This is a genomic window from Rhizobium herbae (assembly GCF_017873135.1).
Taxonomy (GTDB): domain Bacteria; phylum Pseudomonadota; class Alphaproteobacteria; order Rhizobiales; family Rhizobiaceae; genus Pararhizobium; species Pararhizobium herbae.
Genome location: NZ_JAGGJV010000001.1, coordinates 469,906 through 492,715 on the forward strand (window position 1 = coordinate 469,906; position 22,810 = coordinate 492,715).

Annotated in this window: 18 protein-coding genes; 9 read left to right on the forward strand and 9 right to left on the reverse strand. The window is 61.2% G+C overall.

Annotated features, from left to right (window positions below):
- Window positions 1-12: 12 nt before the first annotated feature.
- Window positions 13-537, reverse strand: coding sequence for a hypothetical protein (locus tag J2Z75_RS02450; RefSeq protein WP_209847220.1), 525 nt, complete (start codon window positions 535-537; stop codon window positions 13-15).
- 244 nt (window positions 538-781) lie between these two features.
- Between J2Z75_RS02450 and J2Z75_RS02455 the strand changes: the two genes are divergently transcribed.
- The 3 genes from J2Z75_RS02455 (at window position 782) to J2Z75_RS02465 (ending at window position 4,236) form a co-directional block, all read left to right on the forward strand.
- Window positions 782-1,996 carry an NADP-dependent isocitrate dehydrogenase gene (locus J2Z75_RS02455; protein WP_209847223.1) on the forward strand — a complete coding sequence of 405 codons (1,215 nt, stop codon included), beginning with the start codon at window positions 782-784 and terminating at the stop codon, window positions 1,994-1,996.
- Between the two features lie 147 nt (window positions 1,997-2,143).
- A complete protein-coding gene (locus J2Z75_RS02460) occupies window positions 2,144-3,487 on the forward strand; it encodes a glycosyltransferase family 4 protein (protein WP_209847225.1) in 1,344 nt (447 codons plus the stop codon).
- A complete protein-coding gene (locus tag J2Z75_RS02465; protein WP_234937094.1) occupies window positions 3,484-4,236 on the forward strand; it encodes an HAD-IIB family hydrolase in 753 nt (250 codons plus the stop codon). The genes J2Z75_RS02460 and J2Z75_RS02465 overlap by 4 nt, the downstream gene beginning before the upstream one ends.
- A gap of 88 nt (window positions 4,237-4,324) precedes the next feature.
- Here J2Z75_RS02465 and J2Z75_RS02470 read toward each other — a convergent pair whose 3' ends face one another.
- The 3 genes from J2Z75_RS02470 to recA all read right to left on the reverse strand — a co-directional run bounded on the left by J2Z75_RS02470 (window position 4,325) and on the right by recA (window position 9,321).
- Window positions 4,325-5,176, reverse strand: coding sequence for an AraC family transcriptional regulator (locus tag J2Z75_RS02470; RefSeq protein WP_209847229.1), 852 nt, complete (start codon window positions 5,174-5,176; stop codon window positions 4,325-4,327).
- 167 nt (window positions 5,177-5,343) lie between these two features.
- A complete protein-coding gene (alaS, locus tag J2Z75_RS02475; protein WP_209847231.1) occupies window positions 5,344-8,007 on the reverse strand; it encodes an alanine--tRNA ligase in 2,664 nt (887 codons plus the stop codon).
- A gap of 222 nt (window positions 8,008-8,229) precedes the next feature.
- Entirely contained in the window at window positions 8,230-9,321 is a 1,092-nt protein-coding gene (recA, locus tag J2Z75_RS02480; protein WP_209847233.1) for a recombinase RecA, read from the reverse strand.
- Between the two features lie 236 nt (window positions 9,322-9,557).
- Between recA and J2Z75_RS02485 the strand changes: the two genes are divergently transcribed.
- Together J2Z75_RS02485 and J2Z75_RS02490 are read left to right on the forward strand one after the other, a co-directional pair.
- A complete protein-coding gene (locus J2Z75_RS02485) occupies window positions 9,558-10,505 on the forward strand; it encodes a carbohydrate kinase family protein (RefSeq protein ID WP_209847236.1) in 948 nt (315 codons plus the stop codon).
- Between the two features lie 31 nt (window positions 10,506-10,536).
- Window positions 10,537-11,460, forward strand: coding sequence for a pseudouridine-5'-phosphate glycosidase (locus J2Z75_RS02490; protein WP_209847239.1), 924 nt, complete (start codon window positions 10,537-10,539; stop codon window positions 11,458-11,460).
- A 52-nt stretch (window positions 11,461-11,512) separates the two neighbouring features.
- Here the strand turns inward: J2Z75_RS02490 and J2Z75_RS02495 are convergent, their stop codons facing one another.
- Both J2Z75_RS02495 and cckA read right to left on the reverse strand, forming a co-directional pair.
- Window positions 11,513-12,586 carry a D-alanine--D-alanine ligase family protein gene (locus J2Z75_RS02495; protein ID WP_209847244.1) on the reverse strand — a complete coding sequence of 358 codons (1,074 nt, stop codon included), beginning with the start codon at window positions 12,584-12,586 and terminating at the stop codon, window positions 11,513-11,515.
- A gap of 206 nt (window positions 12,587-12,792) precedes the next feature.
- Complete coding sequence (gene cckA / locus J2Z75_RS02500) at window positions 12,793-15,393, reverse strand: cell cycle histidine kinase CckA (RefSeq protein WP_209848717.1); 2,601 nt, start codon at window positions 15,391-15,393, stop codon at window positions 12,793-12,795.
- A gap of 349 nt (window positions 15,394-15,742) precedes the next feature.
- Between cckA and J2Z75_RS02505 the strand changes: the two genes are divergently transcribed.
- Window positions 15,743-16,723 (forward strand): flagellar biosynthetic protein FliO, encoded by a 981-nt coding sequence (locus J2Z75_RS02505; RefSeq protein WP_209847247.1) that lies wholly within the window; start codon window positions 15,743-15,745, stop codon window positions 16,721-16,723.
- 96 nt (window positions 16,724-16,819) lie between these two features.
- On the opposite strand, the gene dksA is transcribed toward J2Z75_RS02505, so the two are convergent.
- Complete coding sequence (dksA, locus tag J2Z75_RS02510; protein ID WP_209847250.1) at window positions 16,820-17,239, reverse strand: RNA polymerase-binding protein DksA; 420 nt, start codon at window positions 17,237-17,239, stop codon at window positions 16,820-16,822.
- A gap of 481 nt (window positions 17,240-17,720) precedes the next feature.
- Between dksA and J2Z75_RS02515 the strand changes: the two genes are divergently transcribed.
- From J2Z75_RS02515 to J2Z75_RS02525, 3 genes are all read left to right on the forward strand, one after another.
- Window positions 17,721-18,251: a SixA phosphatase family protein gene (locus tag J2Z75_RS02515; RefSeq protein WP_209847253.1), complete on the forward strand. Its 531-nt coding sequence runs from the start codon at window positions 17,721-17,723 to the stop codon at window positions 18,249-18,251.
- Between the two features lie 114 nt (window positions 18,252-18,365).
- Window positions 18,366-19,841: a YcjX family GTP-binding protein gene (locus J2Z75_RS02520; RefSeq protein ID WP_209847256.1), complete on the forward strand. Its 1,476-nt coding sequence runs from the start codon at window positions 18,366-18,368 to the stop codon at window positions 19,839-19,841.
- A complete protein-coding gene (locus J2Z75_RS02525; RefSeq protein WP_209847259.1) occupies window positions 19,838-20,917 on the forward strand; it encodes a YcjF family protein in 1,080 nt (359 codons plus the stop codon). Before J2Z75_RS02520 ends, J2Z75_RS02525 begins: the two co-directional genes overlap by 4 nt.
- Window positions 20,918-20,945: 28 nt before the next feature.
- Here the strand turns inward: J2Z75_RS02525 and J2Z75_RS02530 are convergent, their stop codons facing one another.
- Window positions 20,946-21,737, reverse strand: a complete 792-nt coding sequence (locus tag J2Z75_RS02530) for a molybdopterin-binding protein (protein WP_209847262.1) — start codon at window positions 21,735-21,737, stop codon at window positions 20,946-20,948.
- On the reverse strand, window positions 21,734-22,597 hold the full coding sequence (locus tag J2Z75_RS02535) for a cytochrome b/b6 domain-containing protein (protein ID WP_209847266.1): 864 nt from the start codon (window positions 22,595-22,597) through the stop codon (window positions 21,734-21,736). Before J2Z75_RS02535 ends, J2Z75_RS02530 begins: the two co-directional genes overlap by 4 nt.
- Between the last annotated feature and the right edge of the window lie 213 nt (window positions 22,598-22,810).

A 22,810-nucleotide genomic window follows, 5' to 3' on the forward strand; every position in this document is an offset into this window, starting at 1 on the left:
TTGAAAAAATGCCTACTCGGCTTGCTTGTCTTGGCTGGCAATGCCCTGCAGTTCCACCTTGAGCGAGCCCGCCTCCCCCGTCCGGACGATATCGTCGATGACGGGATGACCACCCTCCTCGATCACCAGGAAATGCAACTCGCTCGGCTTCCAGTCGGCAGCGCGCTCGCCAAAACAATGGGTGTTGTCGAAGGTGACTTTCACATCGCTCTTGCCGTCCGTCTCCGGACCTGCGGCAATGGAGAGGTCCTTGATCGAACAACCGTCCTGGCCGCTGACGATCACATCATAGTCGAACGGCGAATCGCCTCCGTCATAGGCCGGGAACTTTGCCGCCGCGTGATAGGTCCTTGCAAACTCCTGGCTGTAGATGCGGCCAAGGCGAGCTTCCGAGAAATAGTCTTCGCCGGGCTGCGCATCCTCGGCCCAGCCCTTGACCGCCTCCTGCATGATCTCGTTGACCGGCGCCGCCGGATCGGACGCCTGCACGGTGGAGAAAGCACAACAGGCAAGAAGCACCAACAGCAACCGTTTCATCGGTCATCTCCAAAATTTAAGACACCCGCCGGCCACTTCGGCGGCAAGGATGGTACCTCATAGCCATTTTCACGGCGACAGGCGAGACCGGAATGACCCTGCATAAGGGTGCATCCAGGCGGGTTCCCCTCAGACATCGAAAACCCTTGCCGATTCGTGCACTGTATGACTTTGCCTGTCGGGAACTGGATGCTATAGGGGCCCAACCCCGTTTTTCGTCCAACCCCATGCAGAGGTTTGCAACATGACAAAGATCAAGGTCGCCAATCCGGTCGTCGAACTCGACGGCGATGAAATGACCCGCATCATCTGGCAGTTCATCAAGGAAAAGCTGATCCATCCCTATCTGGATATCGATCTGGAATATTACGACCTTGGCATGGAAAATCGCGATGCGACCAACGATCAGGTGACGATCGATTCCGCCAACGCCATCAAGAAGCACGGCGTCGGCGTCAAATGCGCGACGATCACCCCGGACGAGCAGCGCGTCGAGGAATTCGGCCTGAAGAAGATGTGGAAGTCGCCGAACGGCACCATCCGCAATATTCTCGGCGGCGTCATCTTCCGCGAGCCGATCATCTGCAAGAACGTGCCGCGTCTCGTTCCCGGCTGGACCAAGCCGATCATCGTCGGCCGTCACGCCTTCGGCGACCAGTACCGTGCCACCGATTTCAAGTTCCCCGGCAAGGGCAAACTGACGATGAAGTTCGTCGGCGAGGACGGCACGGAAATCGAACACGAAGTCTATGACGCACCGGCGGCCGGCGTTGCCATGGGCATGTACAACCTCGACGAATCGATCACCGATTTCGCCCGCGCCTCGCTGAACTACGGCCTGCAGCGCAACGTTCCGGTCTACCTCTCCACCAAGAACACCATCCTCAAGGTCTATGACGGCCGTTTCAAGGATATCTTCCAGAAGGTGTTCGATGAAGAGTTCGCCGATAAGTTCAAGGCAGCCAAGCTCTGGTACGAACACCGCCTGATCGACGACATGGTCGCTTCGGCACTGAAATGGTCCGGCGGCTATGTCTGGGCCTGCAAGAACTACGACGGCGACGTCCAGTCCGACATCGTCGCGCAGGGCTTCGGCTCGCTCGGCCTGATGACCTCGGTTCTGATGACACCGGACGGCCAGACGGTGGAAGCCGAAGCCGCTCACGGCACGGTGACGCGTCACTACCGCCAGCACCAGAAGGGCGAGGAAACCTCGACCAATTCTATCGCCTCGATCTTCGCCTGGACCCGTGGCCTTGCCCACCGCGCCAAGCTGGACGACAACGCAGAACTGGCGAAGTTCGCCGACACCTTGGAAAAGGTCTGCGTCGATACCGTCGAAGCTGGCTTCATGACCAAGGATCTGGCGCTCCTCATCGGCCCGGACCAGCCATGGCTCTCCACCACCGGTTTCCTCGACAAGATCGACGAGAACCTGCGCAAGGCGATGGCTGCCTGAGAGCGCAATGCCTTCTGACGACTGAAACCCGGCCTTCGTGCCGGGTTTTTTTATTGGAACCTTTTCCGCTCCCGGTCGTTCGCGATGTGAACCCGTCTGCATGCCGAGGCATGTTTCACCTCCCAAAAAGATCGTGACCCTTGATATATGACAGTTCCCACTGAGAAGACCCATTCGCACCTTCCCCGTATCGCCCTCGTCTCCACCCATGGATACGTCGCCGCGGAACCGCCGCTTGGCGCCGCCGATACCGGCGGCCAGGTGGTCTACGTCATCGAGCTTGCCCGCAAGCTGGCGCTGCTCGGCCATCAGGTCGATATCTATACCCGCCGTTTCGAGGATCAGCCGGAGTTCGACGAAGTCGACGACCGCGTCCGCGTCATCCGCATCCCGTGCGGCGGCAATGACTTCATTCCGAAGGAATATCTCTACAGGCATCTGATGGAATGGTGCGAAAATGCCGTCCGTTTCGTTCGCAAGAACAATTTCACCTATACGCTGATCAACAGCCACTACTGGGATGCCGGCATTGCCGGACAGCGCATGTCCGAAGCCCTTGGCGTCACGCATATCCACACGCCGCATTCGCTCGGCCTGTGGAAGAAGCGGCAGATGGAGACGGATTACCCGGACAAGGCGGCCGAGTTCGACAAGGAATTCAATTTTTCCGAACGCATCAAGCACGAGCTGATCGTCTATCGCTCCTGCAGCATGGTGATCGCCACCACACCGATCCAGGTGGAAATGCTCGTCGATGACTACAATCTGCCGCGCGACCGGGTGCACATGATCCCGCCGGGCTATGACGACAACCGCTTTTTCCCGGTTTCCAGGGCAACACGCGACATGGCCCGCCAGCGCTTCGGTTTCGAAGGCAAGGTGGTGATGGCCATGGGACGGCTTGCCACCAACAAGGGTTATGACCTCCTGATCGACGGCTTTTCGGTTCTTGCCGAACGCGAGCCGGAGGCGCGGCTGCATCTGGCCGTCGGCGGCGAAAACATGGACCCGCAGGAGGCGGGCATTCTCACTGAGCTGAAACAACGTGTCGCCGCGCTCGGGCTCGACGACAAGGTGGTCTTTTCGGGCTTCGTGGCCGACGACGATCTGCCCGATTTTTACCGTGCCGCCGATATCTTCGTGCTGTCGAGCCGCTACGAACCGTTCGGCATGACGGCGATCGAAGCCATGGCCAGCGGCACCCCCACCATCATCACCATTCACGGCGGGCTGTTCCGTGCCGTCAGCTACGGACGCCACGCGCTGTTTGCCGATCCTTTCGACAAGTATGATCTCGGCATCACAATGATGAAGCCGTTGAAACACGAACGGCTCTATGGCCGCCTGTCGCGCATGGGCGCCCACAAGGCGCGCAGCCTGTTCACCTGGACCGGCATCGCCCAGCAGCTGATCGGCGTCGTCGAGGGGCGGCCGATGCCGCAGGCGATCGACGACAACGAATGGGCGGAGCCATGGACGGACGGAGATTGAGGCGCGTTCGGATCTTCTGCAGCGATATCGACGGCACGCTGGCCGGCAACAGCGACGCGGAAGCGCGCTTTCGTGACGCCTGGCAGAGCCTGCCTGAAGAAGACCGACCGTTGCTTGTGCTGAACAGCGGCCGGCTGATCGAAGACCAGCAAACATTCATTCCGACCACGGCGCTGCCGAAGCCGGATGTCTATATCGGCGGCGTCGGCACGATGCTCCACCACCAGAAGGAGCCGTCCCACGCGGAGCTCTATTCCCGCTCGATGGGCTCCGGTTTCGATCGCGAACGGATTGCCAAAGCGCTTTCCGACATCCCGGAGGTCACGGTGCAGCCGGACGCCTATCAGCACGCGCAGAAATCCAGCTGGTACCTGCGCGACGCCGATGCCGCGATGCTGGCGGCCATCGAGGGAAGGCTGGCAAGCGCCGGCATTGCCGCCCGTCTGGTCTATTCCAGCAACCGCGATCTCGACATCCTGCCGGATGGCGTCGACAAAGGGGCGGCCCTCTCCTGGTTATGCCGTCAGCTTGGCCTCTCGCACGACGATGTCGTGGTGGCCGGGGATACGGGCAACGACCGAAGCATGTTCGAACTGCCCGGCGTGCGCGGCATCGTTGTCGGCAATGCCCTGCCGGAACTGAAAGCCATCGCCAGGGACCGGCCGGATATCTATTGCGCCGAAGGCCTCATCGCGGACGGCGTGCTGGAAGGCCTCACGTACTGGGGCGTCTTCAGACAGTTGTCTTGAGTTATCAGCGTAAATCCAGCATATCGTTAGCCGGCTTACGATGGCGACGCACCCGGCTTTCTGGTCATGCCGGATGCGCCAGTATCTGCTATTTCAGCGGCAAATAAATGTCCGTCAGCAGCTCCGTCGGCGCAGCGTCACGCGGATTGTTGACATATTCCTCGAACATCACGGTGTCGCGCACCTCCCGGCCCGACTGCGGCAGCCATTGGCCGTAGAGCCATTGATAGGCCTTGTGCATATCGGCATAAGGTCCCTTGTGCCGCAGAACCGCATACTCGCCGCCATCCAGATGCCGGTGGACCAGCGGCGCCTCCGCCGGGACATCTTTGCCCTCCGTCACGCAGGCGAACGAGCGCAGCTTGTCTTCCGGCACAAGATCCGGATCATCGAGATAGACGCCGACCATCTTCATTTCAGGCTTATAGAGACGACGCGCCTGGAGCGTGCCTCCCAACGTCTCGAAAGCCCGGCCGATCCCCATATAGGAGCCGGTATGGCTGACCCCGACCAGTTCGCGCGGGGCAATGGTTTTCATTGTCACATCGTACATTTCGCCAAATCCTTTGCCGTTTATCGATTGAAAGACCGTATGGCTGCCCTCTCTCCGATAGCGGGCCGGCGGCATGCCGAACACCGATTTGAAAATCCGGTTGAAGGATTGAAGATTGGGGTAGCCGGTCCGTCTTGCGATTTCCTCGACAGAAAGGTCGGTGCGCACCAGATCACCCGCCGCCCGGTGCAGCCTCAGCCGCTTGACGGTCGCCGCCAGCGTCTCGCCGTGCACCGCCCGGTAGATCCGGTGCCAGTGATGCGGCGACAGGCAGGCGATGTCGGAGAGCCGGTCAAGATCAAGCTCCTCGTCCAGATGATCGTGGATATAGGCTGCTACGCGCCGCAGACGCTGCTCGTATACCGCCCAGATGCCGTCTTCCCTCATGCCGATCCTCATACAAGCCGAACAACCGGACAGAACCACAATTGGATTTGACAAATCCTGCGGAGTTGGCGTCGGCCGATTTGAACACGGGAGAAAGGGATTGGCCAAAGAAAAACCGGGCCTTCCAGCCCGGCTTTTCAATGATAAGCAATGAATAGAAAGCCGGATTATCCGGCCAGCGCCGCGCCGACGGCTTCTATTGCATCTTTAGCTTTGGTACCATCCGGACCGCCGGCCTGGGCCATGTCGGCGCGGCCGCCGCCGCCCTTGCCGCCGAGCGCGGCAGACGCGATGCGGACCAGATCGACGGCGCTGAACCGCGACGTCAGATCGTCGGTGACGGCGACCACGGCGCTCGCTTTACCGTCTTCGGACACGCCGATGAAGGTGACGATGCCCGAGCCAAGGCTCTTCTTGCCGTCATCGGCAAGGCTTTTCAGATCTTTCGGATCAACGCCGGTGACGACCTTGCCGAGGAACTTGATCCCGGCAATCTCCTGCGCCTGATCGGCGGAGCCGCCGGCTTCGCCGCCGCCCAGCGCCAGTTTCTTCTTGGCGTCGTTTAGCTCGCGCTCCAGCTTGCGGCGCTCGTCCATCAGCGCTTCGACACGCGTCAGCACGTCGGCCGGCTGGACCTTGAGCGTTGTGGCCAGCGTCTTGACCCGCTCGTCCTGCTCGTTGAGGTAAGCCAGTGCCGATACGCCGGTGAGAGCTTCGAGACGGCGAACGCCGGCGCTGACAGCGCTTTCGCCGACGATCCGCACGAGGCCGATTTCGCCGGTTGCGCCGACATGGGTGCCGCCGCACAGCTCGACCGAATAGGGCCGGTTGGCCTTCGAGCCGCGGATGCCCTGCCCCATCGAAACGACGCGCACCTCGTCGCCGTATTTCTCGCCGAACAGCGCCATCGCACCCTCGGCGATCGCGTCATCGACGCTCATCAGCCGCGTCGTCACCGGCGTGTTCTGCACGATGATCTCGTTGGCCATGTCCTCGACGATCTTCAGCTCTTCCGCCGACATCGGCTTCGGATGCGAGACGTCGAAGCGCAGGCGCTCGGGCGCGACCAGCGAGCCCTTCTGGGCGACATGGGTGCCAAGCACTTCACGAAGCGCCTCATGGAGAAGATGGGTCGCCGAGTGGTTGGCACGCAGGCGCGAGCGGCGCGCGTGATCGACGCTGAGTGCCGCCGTATCGCCAACCTTGACCGTGCCGTCGTTGACGACGCAGGAGTGCACGAACAGGCCCTCGCCGCGCTTCTGCACGTCGGTCACCGTCAGCTTGGCATGATCGGTCGAGATGACGCCGGTATCGCCCATCTGGCCGCCGGATTCGCCGTAGAACGGCGTCTGGTTGAGCACGAGCTGGACAGTGTCGCCCTTTGAAGCCGATTCGATCGCCTTACCGTCACGCACGATCGCCTGGACCACACCTTCGGCGGCCTCGGTGTCGTAGCCAAGGAATTCGGTGGCGCCGAGCTTTTCCTTCAGCTCGTACCAGACGGTTTCCGTTGCCTTGTCGCCGGAGCCGGACCAGGACGCACGGGCCTCTGCCTTCTGGCGTTGCATGGCGGCGGTGAAGGCATCCGTATCGACGCCGATGCCGCGGGCGCGCAAGGCATCCTGCGTCAGATCGAGCGGAAAACCGAAGGTGTCATGGAGCTTGAAGGCGGTATCGCCGTTCAGCTGATCGCCTTCGACGAGATCCGTCGTTGCATCGGACAACAGACTGAGGCCGCGTTCGAGCGTCTTGCGGAACCGGGTCTCCTCCAGTTTCAGCGTTTCGGAAATCAGCGCTTCGGCCCGGATCAACTCGGGATAGGCGCGGCCCATCTGGCCGACCAGCGCCGGCAAGAGCCTCCACATCAACGGATCGCGGGCGCCAAGCAGCTGCGCATGACGCATGGCGCGACGCATGATGCGGCGAAGCACGTAGCCGCGACCTTCGTTCGACGGCAGGACACCATCGGCGATCAGGAAGGCAGAGGCACGCAGATGGTCGGCAATGACGCGGTGGCTGGCGCGGCGGTCGCCTTCGGCCTTGACGCCGGTCGCCTCCTCGGAGGCTGCGATCAGCGCGCGGAACAGGTCGATGTCATAGTTGTCGTGCTTACCCTGCAGCAGTGCTGCGACGCGCTCGAGGCCCATGCCTGTATCGATCGACGGACGCGGGAGATCGACGCGCTCTTCCTTCGTCACCTGCTCGTACTGCATGAAGACGAGGTTCCAGATTTCGATGAACCGGTCGCCATCCTCGTCCTTCGAGCCTGGAGGGCCACCCCAGATATGATCGCCGTGATCGTAGAAGATTTCCGAGCACGGGCCGCAGGGGCCGGTATCGCCCATCGCCCAGAAATTGTCGCTGGTCGGGATACGGATGATCCGGTCGTCGGAAAGGCCGGCGATCTTCTTCCACAGGCCAAAGGCCTCGTCGTCGGTGTGATAGACCGTGACCAACAGGCGCTTGGCGTCGATGCCGAAATCCTTGGTGATCAGGTTCCAGGCAAGCTCGATCGCCCGTTCCTTGAAATAATCGCCGAAGGAAAAGTTACCCAGCATCTCGAAGAAGGTGTGGTGGCGGGCGGTGTAGCCGACATTGTCGAGGTCGTTGTGCTTGCCGCCGGCGCGCACGCATTTCTGCGCGGTCGCAGCCGTCGAATAGGGACGCTGCTCCAGTCCGGTAAAAACGTTCTTGAACTGTACCATGCCGGCATTGGTAAACATCAGCGTCGGATCGTTGCGCGGAACCAGCGGGCTCGACGATACGACCTCATGGCCGTTCTTCTTGAAGTAGTCGAGGAACGTCGACCGGATTTCATTCACGCCGCTCATATTGCGCCCTTACCTCTTGCATCAAATCATCCGCGGCCTGCCTGGCCGAACCGCGAACCGGAAAACTCTTGAAAACGCGGATCACCGGACATCCGCCGATCCTCTCCCGCCCAATTGGAACACAGGCTTTTATCGTCCGGGCCAACCCCTGTCCAGACGGCAAAAGAAAACCGGCCGCCCTTCAAGGAGCGGCCGGCAAGACGTGCTAAAAATCAGACGATCCTATGCCAGAGCGGCATCGTCATCTTCGTCTCCGGCTTCCGGGCCGCCGTTTTCAAGGAATTTTTCCGCGATCAGGCCCGCATTCTGGCGCAGCAGCAGTTCGATCTCCTTCGCCGTCTCCGGATTGTCCCGCAAAAAGGTCTTGGCGTTTTCACGGCCCTGGCCGAGACGCTGGCTGTTGTAGGAGAACCAGGCACCCGACTTTTCGACAATACCCGCCTTGACGCCGAGATCGACGAGTTCGCCGGTCTTCGACACGCCTTCGCCATACATGATGTCGAATTCGACCTGCTTGAAGGGAGGCGCCATCTTGTTCTTGACGACTTTGACGCGCGTCTGGTTGCCGATCACTTCCTCGCGCTCCTTGACCGCGCCGATGCGGCGGATGTCGAGGCGGACGGACGCGTAGAATTTCAGGGCGTTGCCGCCCGTCGTGGTTTCCGGCGAACCGAACATGACGCCGATCTTCATGCGGATCTGGTTGATGAAGATGACCATGCAGTTCGACTTGGAGATCGAGGCGGTCAGCTTGCGCAGCGCCTGGCTCATCAGGCGGGCCTGCAGGCCGGGCAGGCTGTCGCCCATTTCACCTTCGATTTCAGCGCGCGGCACCAGCGCTGCGACCGAATCGATGACGAGAACGTCGATGGCGCCGGAGCGCACCAGCGTATCGGTGATTTCCAGTGCCTGTTCGCCGGTATCCGGCTGCGAGATCAAGAGATTTTCCAGATCGACGCCGAGCTTGCGGGCATAGACCGGATCGAGCGCGTGTTCCGCGTCGACGAAGGCGCAGATACCGCCCTTCTTCTGCGCTTCGGCAATGGTCTGCAGCGCCAGTGTCGTCTTGCCCGAGCTTTCCGGTCCGTAGATTTCGATGACGCGCCCCTTGGGCAGCCCGCCGATCCCGAGTGCGATGTCGAGACTCAAAGAGCCCGTCGAAACGGTCTCGATCTCCATAATGCTGTCTTTTCCACCGAGCTTCATGATCGATCCCTTGCCGAACGACCGTTCGATCTGGGAGAGTGCCGCTTCAAGTGCCTTGCTTTTATCCACCGATTTGTCCTCTACAAGCCGCAAAGAGTTTTGTGCCATGTGATCCACCTTTAGGTTATGGAAGCTGTTGAGGCAATGAAGCCGCCGATGAAAGCTATGTACACTTTTTGTTCTCATTTTGCAAGGGCTATCTATACACCTGAATCTTCAGCATAAACGAACGCGTGTTCTTTTCTTGTTCCCGGCCTTTCAAAACCTATGGAAACGAATGGGACAAAACACGAAATATTGAAATGACATACCGAATCGCCAGGCACGGACACACAGGAAATCGCATGACGGGCAGACTTGTTTCCATCTTCGGCGGCGCACATATCGACCGCCGCGCGCGCATCTCCGGCGCGACGGCTCCCGGGGCGAGTAATCCGGGTACGTGGTTCGAGGAGGCCGGTGGCGGCGGTTTCAACGCGGCTCGCAATCTGGCGCGGCTGGAGCTTGAGGTCCGGATGATCGGCCCGCGCGGTGGCGATGCGGCCGGCGAGACGGTGGCCCTTGCCGCTGCGGAAGCCGGCGTCGTCGATTGCCCCTTCATCTTCCTCGACCGCAAGACGCCGAGCTATACGGCGATCCTCGAGAATGACGGCAATCTGGTGATCGCGCTGGCCGACATGGATCTCTACCGGCTGTTCTCGCCGCGACGGTTGCAGCAGCGGGCGATGCGCCAGATCATCACATCAAGCGATCTCATCGTCACCGATGCCAACCTGCCGGAAGAGACACTTGCCGGCTTGATTGGCCGCGCCGTACGGGAATCAAAGCCGATCGCCGCCATCGCGATTTCACCGGCAAAGGTCGTTCGTCTTGCCGCAAGCCTCTCCGGACTGAGCTTTCTCTTCATGAACGAGGCCGAAGCGCGGGCGCTGACCGGCCGCGACGGGGTCGAGGCGGCGGAATGGCCGGCACTCCTGCGGGCAACTGGTCTTTCCGGCGGCGTCATCACCCGCGGCGGCAAGCCCGCGATCGCGTTTCGCGGCGAGCAGACTGTCACGGTCACACCGCCCGCGCTCGATGCGCTCGGCGACGTCACGGGTGCGGGCGATGCGCTCGCCGCCGGGTTCCTGTCGGCCTTTCTCCGGGGAGAGCGCCTGGACTTATGCCTCCGCTACGGGGTCGCGGCTGCCGGCATCACCGTGCGTTCACCGCTTGCCGTGTCGGAAAAAATGTCGCGCGGCATTCTCGAAGAAGCAATTCGGCTTGTGCCGCCGGCCGAAATCCTGTCATGAACGCGCCTTAAAAAGCCACAAAGGATCCGCGATGACCAAGCCCTCCTCCCCGCTCCTGCCCATGGAATATTCCGACGAAGTCGCGGCCGCCAAGGCGCGCGGCGCGCCGATCGTGGCGCTGGAATCGACCATCATCACGCATGGCATGCCGTTTCCCGGCAATCTGAACATGGCCCGCAGCGTCGAGGCGATCATCCGCGAGGAAGGCGCTGTACCGGCGACCATCGCCGTCATCGACGGTATCCTGCATATCGGCCTGGAAGACGCCGAACTTGAGGTATTGGCCCAAACCGAAGGCGCCATGAAGCTGTCGCGCGCCGATCTCGCCTTTGCGATCGCCGAACGCCGCACCGGAGCCACCACCGTCGCGGCCACCATGATCGCGGCGGCGCGCGCCGGCATCCGGGTCTTTGCCACAGGCGGCATCGGCGGCGTGCATCGCAAGGCCGAAGAGAGTTTTGACATTTCCGCCGACCTCGACGAACTGGCCCGCACCGGCGTCATCGTCGTCTGTGCCGGCGCAAAGGCGATCCTCGATATTCCGAAGACGCTCGAAGTGCTGGAAACGCGCGGTGTTCCGGTCGTCACGTATGACAGCGAGATCTTCCCGGCCTTCTGGTCACGCGACAGCGGCCTGAAGAGCCCGCTGATGCTCAACAGCCCGGCAGCGATCGCCAATTTCCAGAAGATGCGCGACCTGCTTGGTGTCGACGGCGGCATGCTGATTGCCAATCCCGTGCCCGAGGAAAGTGAAATCCCGCGCGACGAAATGGAAATCTACATCACCCGGGCGCTCGACAATGCCGAACGCGACGAGATCTCCGGCAAGGCGGTCACGCCCTATCTGCTCGACAGCATTTTCGGCCTGACGGACGGCCGCAGCCTCGAGACCAATATCGCGCTGGTCGAGAACAATGCCCGGCTCGCGGCCGAAATTGCGGTCGCGCTGGTCTGAGACCAACAGGACCGCGGGAAATGGCGGGGGCTGGCTGCCAGCCCCCGCGGCATCAGTTCTGCCGCCGGCTGCGCGCCAGCCCGTGCTCGATCAAGCGATCGATGACGTCCGGATAGGCAATACCGCTCGCGGCCAGAGCCTTGGCGTACATGCTGATATCGGTGAAGCCGGGGATCGTGTTGATCTCGTTGACGACAGCGCTCATGTCCGGCCGCACGAAGAAATCGATACGCGCCATGCCATCGCAGCCCAAAGCCCGAAAGGCCTGCTGCGACATGGTTCTGATGTGCTGCGTTACCTCGGCGGGCAATTGGGCGGGAATGCTCAGCGCAGCACCGGCCGGGTCAATATATTTGGCATCGTATGTATAGAAACCATGGCTTTCAGCCGGGATGATTTCGCCAAGGACGGAAGCCAGCAACTCGCCATCGACCTGTTCGAGGATGCTGCATTCGATCTCGCGCCCCTGAATGAACTCCTCGACAAGAACCTTTTCGTCATGCTTGAACCCTTCGGCCAGAGCGGCTTGAAACTCGCCTGCCGTTTCCGCCTTGCTGACGCCAACCGATGATCCCAGTCGGGCGGGTTTGACAAACACCGGCAATCCGAGTTCCTTCACTACCTCTTCGAAGGCTGGCACCTCGCCAGCGCGGACCGTGAGGGAACGCGCCACCGGCAGCCCCGCCTCCTTGAGCAGGCGCTTTGCGACATCCTTGTCGATCGCCGTCGCGGATCCGAGAATTCCGCATCCGGCAAAAGGCACCATGGCGACTTCGGCAAGCCCCTGGATGGAACCGTCTTCGCCATGCAGGCCGTGCAGGACCGGGAACAGAATATCGATCGGCGGCAATTCGCGCGGTGGACCGGCCTTTGGAATGACGAAGAGGCGACCGCGTCCGCCGGGCACCAGGCATATTTCGGTACCGGTTTGCGGGATCGGGTCTGGAAGGGCTCCGTCTTCGACGTCCAGGACAAGCCAATGTCCATTGCGGGTGATCAGTATGGGAACCACGTCATATTTGGTGGCATCAAGCGCCTTGAGCACATTGCTGGCGGAAAGGATGGAAACATCGTGCTCGGCAGATCGTCCGCCGAAAAGAACCGCGACCCTGAGTTTGGAATTCATTGATCTCTCACAGAATGTGGGGATGGGACGTGTATATCTGCGCCGATCATGGGGGGTGATCGAACGATCTGGCCCCCGATGACAACGACCGCTTGGGCGTTCGCCATTTGCACATCGCAAAACAGGCCTTTTTTCGACAAACGAAATCCGGCGGCGAAAATACCTTCGCCCGCGAGGCCGCTTACCGGGACCTGCTGCGTCAACAATCAGCTGTCGAGCATTTCCCGAACGGCAACGGCGAGCTGCTTCAGGGAGAACGGCTTGGGTAGAAAGCCGAATTTGGCGTCGGCGGGTAGATTCCGGGCAAAGGCGTCCTCGGCATAACCGGAGACGAAGATGAACTTCAGGTCCGGATAGGTCTTGCGGATTTCGCGCAGCAGCGTCGGCCCGTCCATTTCGGGCATCACGACGTCGGAGACGACGATATCGACGGCGCCGTTCAGTTCCTCCATGACTTCGAGTGCCTCGACGCCCGAGCCTGCCTCATGCACCGTGTAGCCGCGGGTCTCCAGCATGCGCTTGCCGCCGCGGCGTACGGCCTCTTCGTCTTCCACGAGCAGAACCACCGCCGAATTCCCGGTGAGGTCCGTCGGCTCCGCCTTGGCGGGCGCCTTTGCAGCCAGGGCTGCGGCGGCCTGCGCCTCGCCGGCCTCGCCCGGCAACGGCGCTTCTTCGATGTAGCGCGGCAGGAGGATACGGAAGGTCGTTCCCTTGCCAACCTCCGATTCGGGATAGATGTAGCCGCCGGACTGCTTGATGATGCCGTAGACCATCGAAAGCCCAAGCCCCGTACCCTTGCCGACCTCCTTGGTGGTAAAGAACGGCTCGAAGATCTTGTCGAGGATTTCGGGCGGAATGCCGGTGCCCTGGTCCGACACCTCGACCATCACGTAATCGTCTTCGGGAAGCTCACGACGGTTCAGCGCCGCCACTTCCGATGCCGGCAGGTTTCGCGTGCGCAGCGTGATGACGCCGCCATCGGGCATGGCGTCGCGGGCGTTGACGGCCAGATTGAGCACCACCTGTTCGAACTGCCCGAGATCGGTGCGCACCGGCCAGAGATCGCGGCCATAATCGACCTCGAGCTTGACATTGGTTCCGGTCATGCGATCGACCAGCATGCGCAGGTCGCCGACGACATCGGTCATGGAAAGCACGGTCGGCCGCATCGTCTGCTTGCGCGAAAAGGCCAGCAACTGGCGCACCAGAACGGCGGCGCGATTGGCGTTGCGCTTGATCTCCATCAGATCGGCAAAACTTGCGTCCGACGGACGGGCCGAAAGAAGCAGATGGTCCGAGGAAAGCAGGATCGCCGTCAGGACGTTATTGAAGTCATGGGCGATGCCGCCCGCCAGCGTTCCGACCGCATTCATCTTCTGCGTCTGCGCCATCTGGGTTTCGAGCGCCTTCTGCTCGGTGATCTCGACGGCATAGACGATCGCCGCCTCTTCCGGCGCCTGGTCGCTCTGGTCAATGACCGCGTTCACATAGAAGCGGAAATGCCGGGCTTCGTCGGTCGGGTGCAGCGAATCGATCGGCGCGATGTCGCCCTGCCGGTCCTTGGCGGCATCCAGCGCCTCGCGCAACAGCAACCGATCGGTCTCATGGACGACGGCCTCCAGCAGCGCGCCATGCTCCATGTCGTCCTGCGACACGACGGCGGAAAACAGCTTCAGGAACGGTGCGTTGGTTCTTAAGATTCGTCCATCGCCATCGACGGAGGCGATCGCCATCGGCGTGTTGTTGAAGAAACGGGTAAAGCGCATGGCGGCGATCGAGGCCGACTGGTCGCTTTCATCGTCGTTGGAGCGGGCAAGCACGATCGTCCGGCTCTCGCCGGGTGCGCCGTCGCGGGCAGAAGAGACACGATGCACCATGCGCACGGCAAAGCTCTGGCCATTGGCCTTGCGCAGGTCGAGATCGAGCGTCTTGGTCTTTTTCAGGCCGGGTTCTGCCTGCACCGACTGCACCAGCGCCAGTCCCTCGCCCGCCACCAGATCGGCGATCGTCATCGATCCCGGCTGGAATTTGGTGAGATCGAGGCCCAGCCAGTCGGCAAGCGTCGCGTTGATATAGAAAATTTCGCCCTTCTTGCCGGCGGAAAAGAAGCCGGCGGGCGCATGATCGAGATAGTCGATGGCGTTCTGCAATTCCTTGAAGAAGCGCTCCTGATCGTCGCGCTCCGAGGTAATGTCGGAAATCTGCCAGATATAGAGCGGGTTGCGCTCGCCGTCTTCGAGCGGCAGGACGCGCGCCTTCAGGCGGAACCAGTGCGCGCCGGATCCAGCTGAACCGCCGGTCGGGCGCAATGGCTTCAGCAGGCGGAACTCCTCATGGCCGGGTTTGCCTTCATGCAGGCCGTTGGTCAGCCGGTAGATCGCTTCGGTTGCCTCGCGGTTGCGCGACAGGATGGTCTCAAGCGACTGGATTTCGGTCGCTTTGGTGGCACCGGTCAGCGCCCCGTAGGCCGCATTGGCGTAGATGATGCGGCCCTTGCGGTCGGTGACCAGCGTCCCATCCTGGTGGCCGTCGAGAAAGGCGCGGGCCAGCTCATCCGGCCGCGACTGCGGCATGACCTCGATGAAGCCGATGACCGAAGAGACCAGGAAGAAAATGCCGACCATGGCCAGCACGCCGAGAATGCCGAGCACGATCTGGTTTTCGAGCTGATTCTTGAAGATGACGAAGGCGACAGCCGAAACCGTCAGGACGATGGCGAGCAGAATGATCCGCAGCACCGTGCCTGGCCGGGTTCCACGGTCCACAATCGGCATGTGGTAGTCACCTGCCTGCCGCAATTTCGTCATAAGGCCCTCGTTTGCAACCGTGCCATGCGCACCCGGAATGAGCGTGCGGGTTCGGTCCATCTGCTCCGCTCAACGGCAGCCGGGGCGGATATGCAACCCGCGCCGGCGGACCGCGAAACACCAAGCAAGAATCATCTTTAACAGTCGCAGGGAAGAGCAGAAAGCACCTCTATCAAAGGCATTGCCGTCAATTCACAGGGAATGTCCCGCAAGACCTCGCCGAAGCTGGAAACAGCGCTACGTTAGCGATAGAACAATCAGGCTTGGACAAGGATCGACACCGCTTGTCTCGACCCGAAAAAAGCCGTCAAATAGGCGCAAGTCACGGTTTCACGAAGGAGTACAGCACATGATCGAAGATATCGTTGGCAACAACGGTACCCGTTTCATCATTGCCGCGGGCGCTGTGGCTCTGGGGCTGCTTTGCCTGGTCGCGGTACTCTGGTTCATCCGCAACCGTCCGTCCTCGCCGTTCATCCGCGGCGGCAAGAACCGGCAGCCGCGGCTCGCCGTGCTTGATGCGGCGGCGATCGACACCCGCCGGCGGCTCGTTCTGGTCCGCAGGGACGATGTCGAGCACCTGATCATGATCGGCGGACCGACCGATGTCGTCATCGAGAGCCGGATCGCGTCGCAATCCCAGCCCGCGCCACAGGCCGCCGCGACCGCGACGGCGGCCCTGCCGGAAACGACTGTCGCGCGCCCGGCAGCCGAGCGCCGCGTTGTCCCTCAGCCGGAAACGAAGGCGGCACCTGTTTCCGCCATGGGCCAGGTTCTCTATGGCGAAGGCTCCGACGTCGCCGCGTCGCCGACAAGGTCTGGTGGCCTGGCAAGGCCTCATCCGGATACCACGCCCCTCACCCGCCAGCAGGGCGAACGCCACGTTCCAGCCCAAACCCAGCCGGTCGCTGCCACCACGCCGCCGGTCTTGGCTGAGACGCTGAGATCGCCGGAAGATATTCTCGATGCTGCGCGGTCGCGCGTTCTCGCAGCCAACCAGCCTGTCGCCGTGCAGCGCCCTTCGACGCAGACAACCCCGGCGGTGGTCGCAACGGCTGCGCAGACGCCTGCGGTGCAAATCCAGAAGGACAGCTCGGCCCTCGAGTTCGAACGCATTCTCGATGCCGAGATCACCGGAGATCTCGGCAAGCTGACCGCCGAGGACGTTCGTTTCCAAAGCGATAGGCGGGCGACAAATGCCGCCTCGCCCAACCCTGCGGTCCGTCAGGAGCCCCGTCCCGGCGCCGTGCAAGGCAATCGAACCGAGCCTAGCCTGGAAGACGAGATGAACCGGATGCTGAACGAGATCGCCGTCAACCGGAAGAGCTAGAGCCAAACAAGACCGGCGACGGCAGCCGGCCAATCATGGAAACAAAAACGGCGCGATGATCTCGCGCCGTTTTTTTAATGTGCTGGACTGAGACGATTACTCGTCGCGGTAAACTTTTTCCCGCCGTTCGTGACGCTCCTGCGCCTCGATCGACAGTGTGGCGATCGGTCTGGCGTCGAGACGCTTCAGTCCGATCGGTTCGCCGGTTTCCTCGCAGTAACCGTAGGTTCCCTCATCAATACGCTGAAGGGCAGAATCGATCTTGGAAATCAGCTTACGCTGCCGGTCACGTGCCCGAAGCTCGATCGCCCGGTCAGTTTCCGACGATGCTCTGTCTGCAAGATCAGGGTGGTTTGCACTTTCCTCGGCGAGGTGCCCGAGCGTTTCGCGCGCCTCACGGAGGATGTCGTTTTTCCAGGCGTTCAGCTTTGCTCTAAAATATGCCCGCTGGTTGGTATTCATGAATTCCTCGGTCTCCGACAAGACAAAGGAACTAAGATCGATCTTCTCACTCAACGCGATTCTCCTGAAGAACATCTCATGTGCGGCGGTGTATAGACCCATGCACGCGCCGTTTCAAGCCTTTGAAAAACAGCCCACTGTTTTTTAATCTTTGCTTACGCGTAAGGCTAACAGGCTAATATTTCATCAAAATTACAGGTTTGGAATTTTCCAGGAAATTGTCTTGCGGTTGACATCCGGCATCCATCGCCAAAGTTGCGGCGCTGGCGCAGCAAAGTAGCAAACACGAATTTTTTCGAAATGCCCTCCGCACAAAAAATAAGCACAAATTTTTCACCCCCTTCAACGGGATGCGATGTATGCGCGCGCCACCATCATCAAGCCGGCGGCACGGCAAGCGTCGCTAAGACGACGTTTCGAAAAACAATTCGCGTGGCTTGATCTTTCGGCAGTCCCGGCGGACAAAGCGCATACAAAGCCGAACGATCGACAACGCGCCGTCGGTCGGTCTGCCATTTTTCTGGGATCCCGCCATATGCCCGCTGCACCCGCCCCGGTTTTCCGGCTTTATCTTCTCCGGCACGCCAAGGCCGCCTGGGCGCTTCCGGGACAGAAGGATTTCGACAGGACACTGGATGACGCCGGTTTTGCCGACGCAGAGATTGTTGCCGACATGGCGGCGGACCGGGGTCTCGTGCCGGATCTCGTCCTCTGCTCGACTGCCGCTCGCTGCCGCCAGACAGCAGAGGCGTTCCGTCGCGCCATGAGCGAGGACCTGGAAATCCGCTATCTCGACGCGCTCTATGCTGGCGGAGCGAATATCTATCGCGACATCATCGGCAGCCAGGACGATGCCCTCCCTTCGCTCATGGTGGTCGGGCATAATCCGGTGATCGAGGAAATCCTGCGCGAAATCCTCGGCGAAGAGACGGCGGCGACGGCTATCCCAGCCGGATATCCGCCGGGCGCGCTGGCAGTGGTCGACTTCGATACGCGCCCATCGGACGCCGCCCTGCCGCCTGGAAAATTGACCGCATGGCTCGATCCGGACCGTCATAACCTTTAAGTGCCGGCGGTAGCAGCCCGCCGTAACCTTTATTCGACCACGACCGCACCCTATATCGCAGACGACATGCATGGCCCTGAAGCCATATCCCACGCGTATCCGAGGCTCGAAATCTTGCCGCCATTCATGACCCGCTTCACCGATGACGCAAGACTTGCGCTCGATACCCTGACCGACCGCGCATCGGGTTTCGTCAATCCGACACTGCGGCTCGGCGTCACCGGGCTGTCTCGCGCCGGCAAGACCGTGTTCATCTCGTCGCTCGTCCACAATCTCCTGAACGGTGGCCGCCTGCCCGTGTTCGAAGCCGTTCGCTCCGGGCGCGTTTCAAAAATAAGGCTGGAACCTCAGCCGGACGATGCCGTGCCGCGATTCCAGTACGAAGATCATATCACCGCCCTGGTCCGCGACAGGACCTGGCCGGATTCGACGCGGGCGATTTCGCAGCTTCGCATCACGCTCGACTACGAGAGCGCCAGCGGCTGGAACCGGCTTTTCTCGCCCGGCAGACTGTCGATCGACATCGTCGACTATCCCGGCGAATGGCTGCTCGACCTGCCGCTGCTGACCCAGGATTTTCGCACATTCAGCAACCGGACGACGGATCGGGCACAGACCGGCGTGCGCGCGGAACTGTCGGCCGACTGGCTTTCGCTGGCCTCGTCGCTGGATATCACGGCACCCGCCGAGGAAGCGGATGCACGCCGGCTTGCCGAAGCCTTCACTCTTTATCTCCGGGCCTGCAAGTCGGACGAGCGTTCGCTATCGACGCTGCCGCCAGGCCGTTTCCTGATGCCCGGCGATCTCGAAGGCTCGCCGGCACTGACTTTCTCGCCGCTTGCAGCCTTGCCAGAGGGCCGTGCGCCAAAAGGCTCTCTCTGGGCGATGATGGAGCGGCGTTACGAGGCCTACAAGACGCATGTGGTGAAGCCCTTTTACCGCGAACACTTCGCCAGGCTCGACCGGCAGATCGTGCTGATCGACGCGCTGCAGGCGATCAATCGCGGCCCCGAATCGCTCCTCGATCTCGAAGGCGCGCTCGCAGACGTGCTGGCGAGTTTCCAGCCGGGAACCAATTCCTTCCTGTCCTCCTTTCTCACCAAGCGGATCGACAAGGTGCTGATCGCCGCGACCAAGGCCGATCATCTGCATCATGAAAGCCACGACAGGCTTGAGCGGATCACCGAGCGCCTCGTCCACCGTGCCGTCGAGCGCATCGGCATGAGCGGTGCAGGTCTTGAGGTCATGGCGATCGCCTCCGTCCGGGCAACCCGCGAGGCCACCGTCAACCATGACGGTCATGCCCTGCCGGTCATCGTCGGAACCCCGATCGCAGGGGAAACGATCAATGGCGAAACCTTCGACGGCGAACGGAAAACAGCTATATTTACCGGTGACTTGCCGAAGAATCCGGATTCACTTTTTCAAGACCTTGAATCAAAACCGGAAGAGAGCCTGGTGCCTGACCTGAGCTTCGTGCGTTTTCGGCCGCCGCATATCGAGGAGACCGGTGGCGGCCTGAAACTGTCGGTGCCGCACATCCGGCTCGACCGGGCCATGCAATTCCTGTTCGGAGACCGGCTGGCATGAGCGACACGCCCAAGATTCCGCAGCGCAAGCCCGCCGTGTTCACCATCGAGAACGAACCATCCACCGCGCTCGAAAGGCCGGGGTCCGCGAGACGATCGCCGGCCAGCTTCGACGAAAACATCGTCATGACTGATGACGCCGACGATCCCTTTGCGGCAACCACGAGCGCCCTGCCCGACGCGCCGGAGGCCGCGCCGCGCAAACGGCGTTTTTCCTTCGCCAAGCTCGCCTTCGGTGCGCTGGGCATTCTGGTTTCGCTGGCGGTAGGCTTGTGGGTCGACAGTCTCATACGCGATCTTTTCACCCGCGCCGACTGGCTTGGCTATCTCGCCATCGCCGCGGCCGCCATCGGCTTGCTCGCCTTCCTCGTTATCATCGCCCGCGAACTCTCCGGGCTTATGCGGCTCAACGCCGTCCAGGTGCTGAAGCAGGAAGCAATCGACGCAAGCCTGTCGCCGACGGCGAAACCGGCACGAAAGGTCATGGCCCATCTCGTGCATCTGCTTGCTTCCAAGCCGCAGACGGCACGCGGGCGCCTGCGGCTGAAGGAAACCGAAACCGAGATCATCGATGGCCCGCACCTGCTCGACCTGACCGAACGCGAATTATTGACTCCACTCGATCGCGACGCCCGGTCGCTCATCCTCAACGCTTCGAAGCGAGTCTCGATCGTCACAGCCGTCAGCCCGCGCGCGCTCGTCGATCTCGGCTATGTCATCTACGAATCGGCGCGTCTGATCCGGGCAATGGCCGATCTTTATGGCGGCAGGCCAGGTACGTTCGGCTTGTTGCGGCTGATGCGTGACGTGATTGCCCATCTCGCGGTCACCGGCTCTATTGCCGTCGGCGACAGCCTGATCCAGCAGGTGCTCGGCCATGGTCTCGCCTCGAAACTCTCGGCACGGCTTGGCGAAGGCGTCATCAACGGTCTGATGACCGCGCGCATCGGCATCGCCGCGATGGACCTCTGCCGGCCAATGCCGTTCCGGGCACTCAAGCGCCCCGGCATCGGCGACTTCATCGGCGACCTGACGCCGGGAATGTCCAAGACGCGAACGCCGGAAGGCGACGGCTAGAGCCCTTCAGGGGTAACCCTGAACGGCTCTAGATGCCGCCATACCATTCGTAGCCGAGGTCTTCCCAGAAGCCGCCCTTGCCGCTGCCAAACGGAGCGAGCGTCGAAACGAGTTCTATTCCCTTGATGTATTTCGCCATCTTGTAGCCGAGCTGCCGCTCGATGCGAACCCTGAGCGGTGCACCGTTGGCAACGGGCAGCGGCTTGTCGTTGTTGCCATAGGCGAGAATCGTCTGCGGATGGCGGGCATCGATAAGGTCGATCGATTCGTAGTAGGGCACGGCCCCTGAGAGACCGAGATTCATGGTGTCGTAACAGTGGAAGACGACGAAACGCGCTTCCGGCTTCACCTTGGCTTCATCCAGAACCCTGGAAAGCGGAACGCCGGTCCATTTGGCAATGCAGCTCCAGCCCTCGACGCAGTCGTGCCGGGTGATCTGCGTGCGGGCCGGCATGTTGCGCAATTCGTCGAGGCTGAAGCTTACCGGCTTCTCGACCAGCCCGCCAACCGCCAGCCGATAACCGGCAAAAGCCGTGTCCTTGAGCGCCAGATAGTCGGCGTCCGTCGGATCGGTGGAGCCGTTCGGCCGCTGGCCCTGCCGGATTTCGCTCGCTGCAAACTCCGGCGCCAGCGTATCGGCCCCGATCAGCGCGCGGTGAGCGCGGTATGTCAGGCTGTTTGCAGAGGCGAGGAAATTGCGAACGGGGCTTTGGCTCGACAGCAACCCGTCCAAAGCATCGCAGCCCGAAAGCGGGATGGCGGAAGCCGCGACGCCTGCGATGGTAAGGAATTTGCGGCGGTTGATGATAAACCTGCTCATGCCGAGTGCTCCTCGTTCTTCTTCTCATCCGTCCGGTACCAGCCGGTAATAATCGAGCGCATTTCATTCAAAGGCCCGGCCGCCAGAACCATGAAGATATGGATCAGGAAGAACGCCACCAGCGCGGCCATACAGAGAAAATGGATGGTTCGCGCCGTCTGCCGCCCGCCGAAAATGTCGAGCAACCACGGCCAGGCGGCATTCATGCCCGGTGACATGGTCAGCCCCGTCAAGATGATCAGCGGAAAGATCACCAGCAGAACACCGGCATAGGCGAGCTTCTGAAGGCCGTTGTAGCGGCCGTCATGATGGAAACGAAAGCGCAGATGATCGGCGATGCTCTGCGGCAAGGCCCTGATATCGGCCATCGAGGGAAGAATGTCGCGCTTGAGGTGACCGCTGATCAGGCTGCTGGCAAACCAGATCAGAAAGGCGGCAACGAAGAACCAGGCAAAGAAAAAATGGATGACGCGTCCAGTCGACAGATCCTGATAGGAGGGCAGCGTCGCCCAGGCGGGAAAGCCGCGATAGGACGGATTGTCGGCCGGTCCGCTCATGCCGAAGACGCCGGTCGTATCGAAACTGCGGCCGAAAACGGTGGTATAGCCGCTGACGGTGCCGTCATTGGCCTGCATCGCCTTCATGGATAGCACGCTGTTTTCGAACTCAAAGCCCGATTGCTTGCCGATATAAAGCTCCGGATGGGCGTTGAAGATCTGCAACCCGCTCAAGAGCAGGAAGAACAGGGCAATCGCCCAGGTCCAGTGGGTGATGCGCGTGGCGATCCGGTGCCGGTAGATTACTCTGCCCTCGTCGGATGTTGGCGCATGACGTGATTCGATGTCGTCAATGATGGTCATTGCGAGCCTCCCTTATATGCGCAACTACGTAACAAACCGCGCGCCGGTTTCAACGCAACTCCTCTCACCTGCGCGCACATCACAGTGATGCCGGCGTGAAAGGTCAATGATTTCCACTGATTTCGACCACCCCCGGAATGCCGGATGAAACATTTCGTGAGTATGCGAACAGGCACCTGGAATGTCGCAAGCAACGCTCCATTAACCATTTAA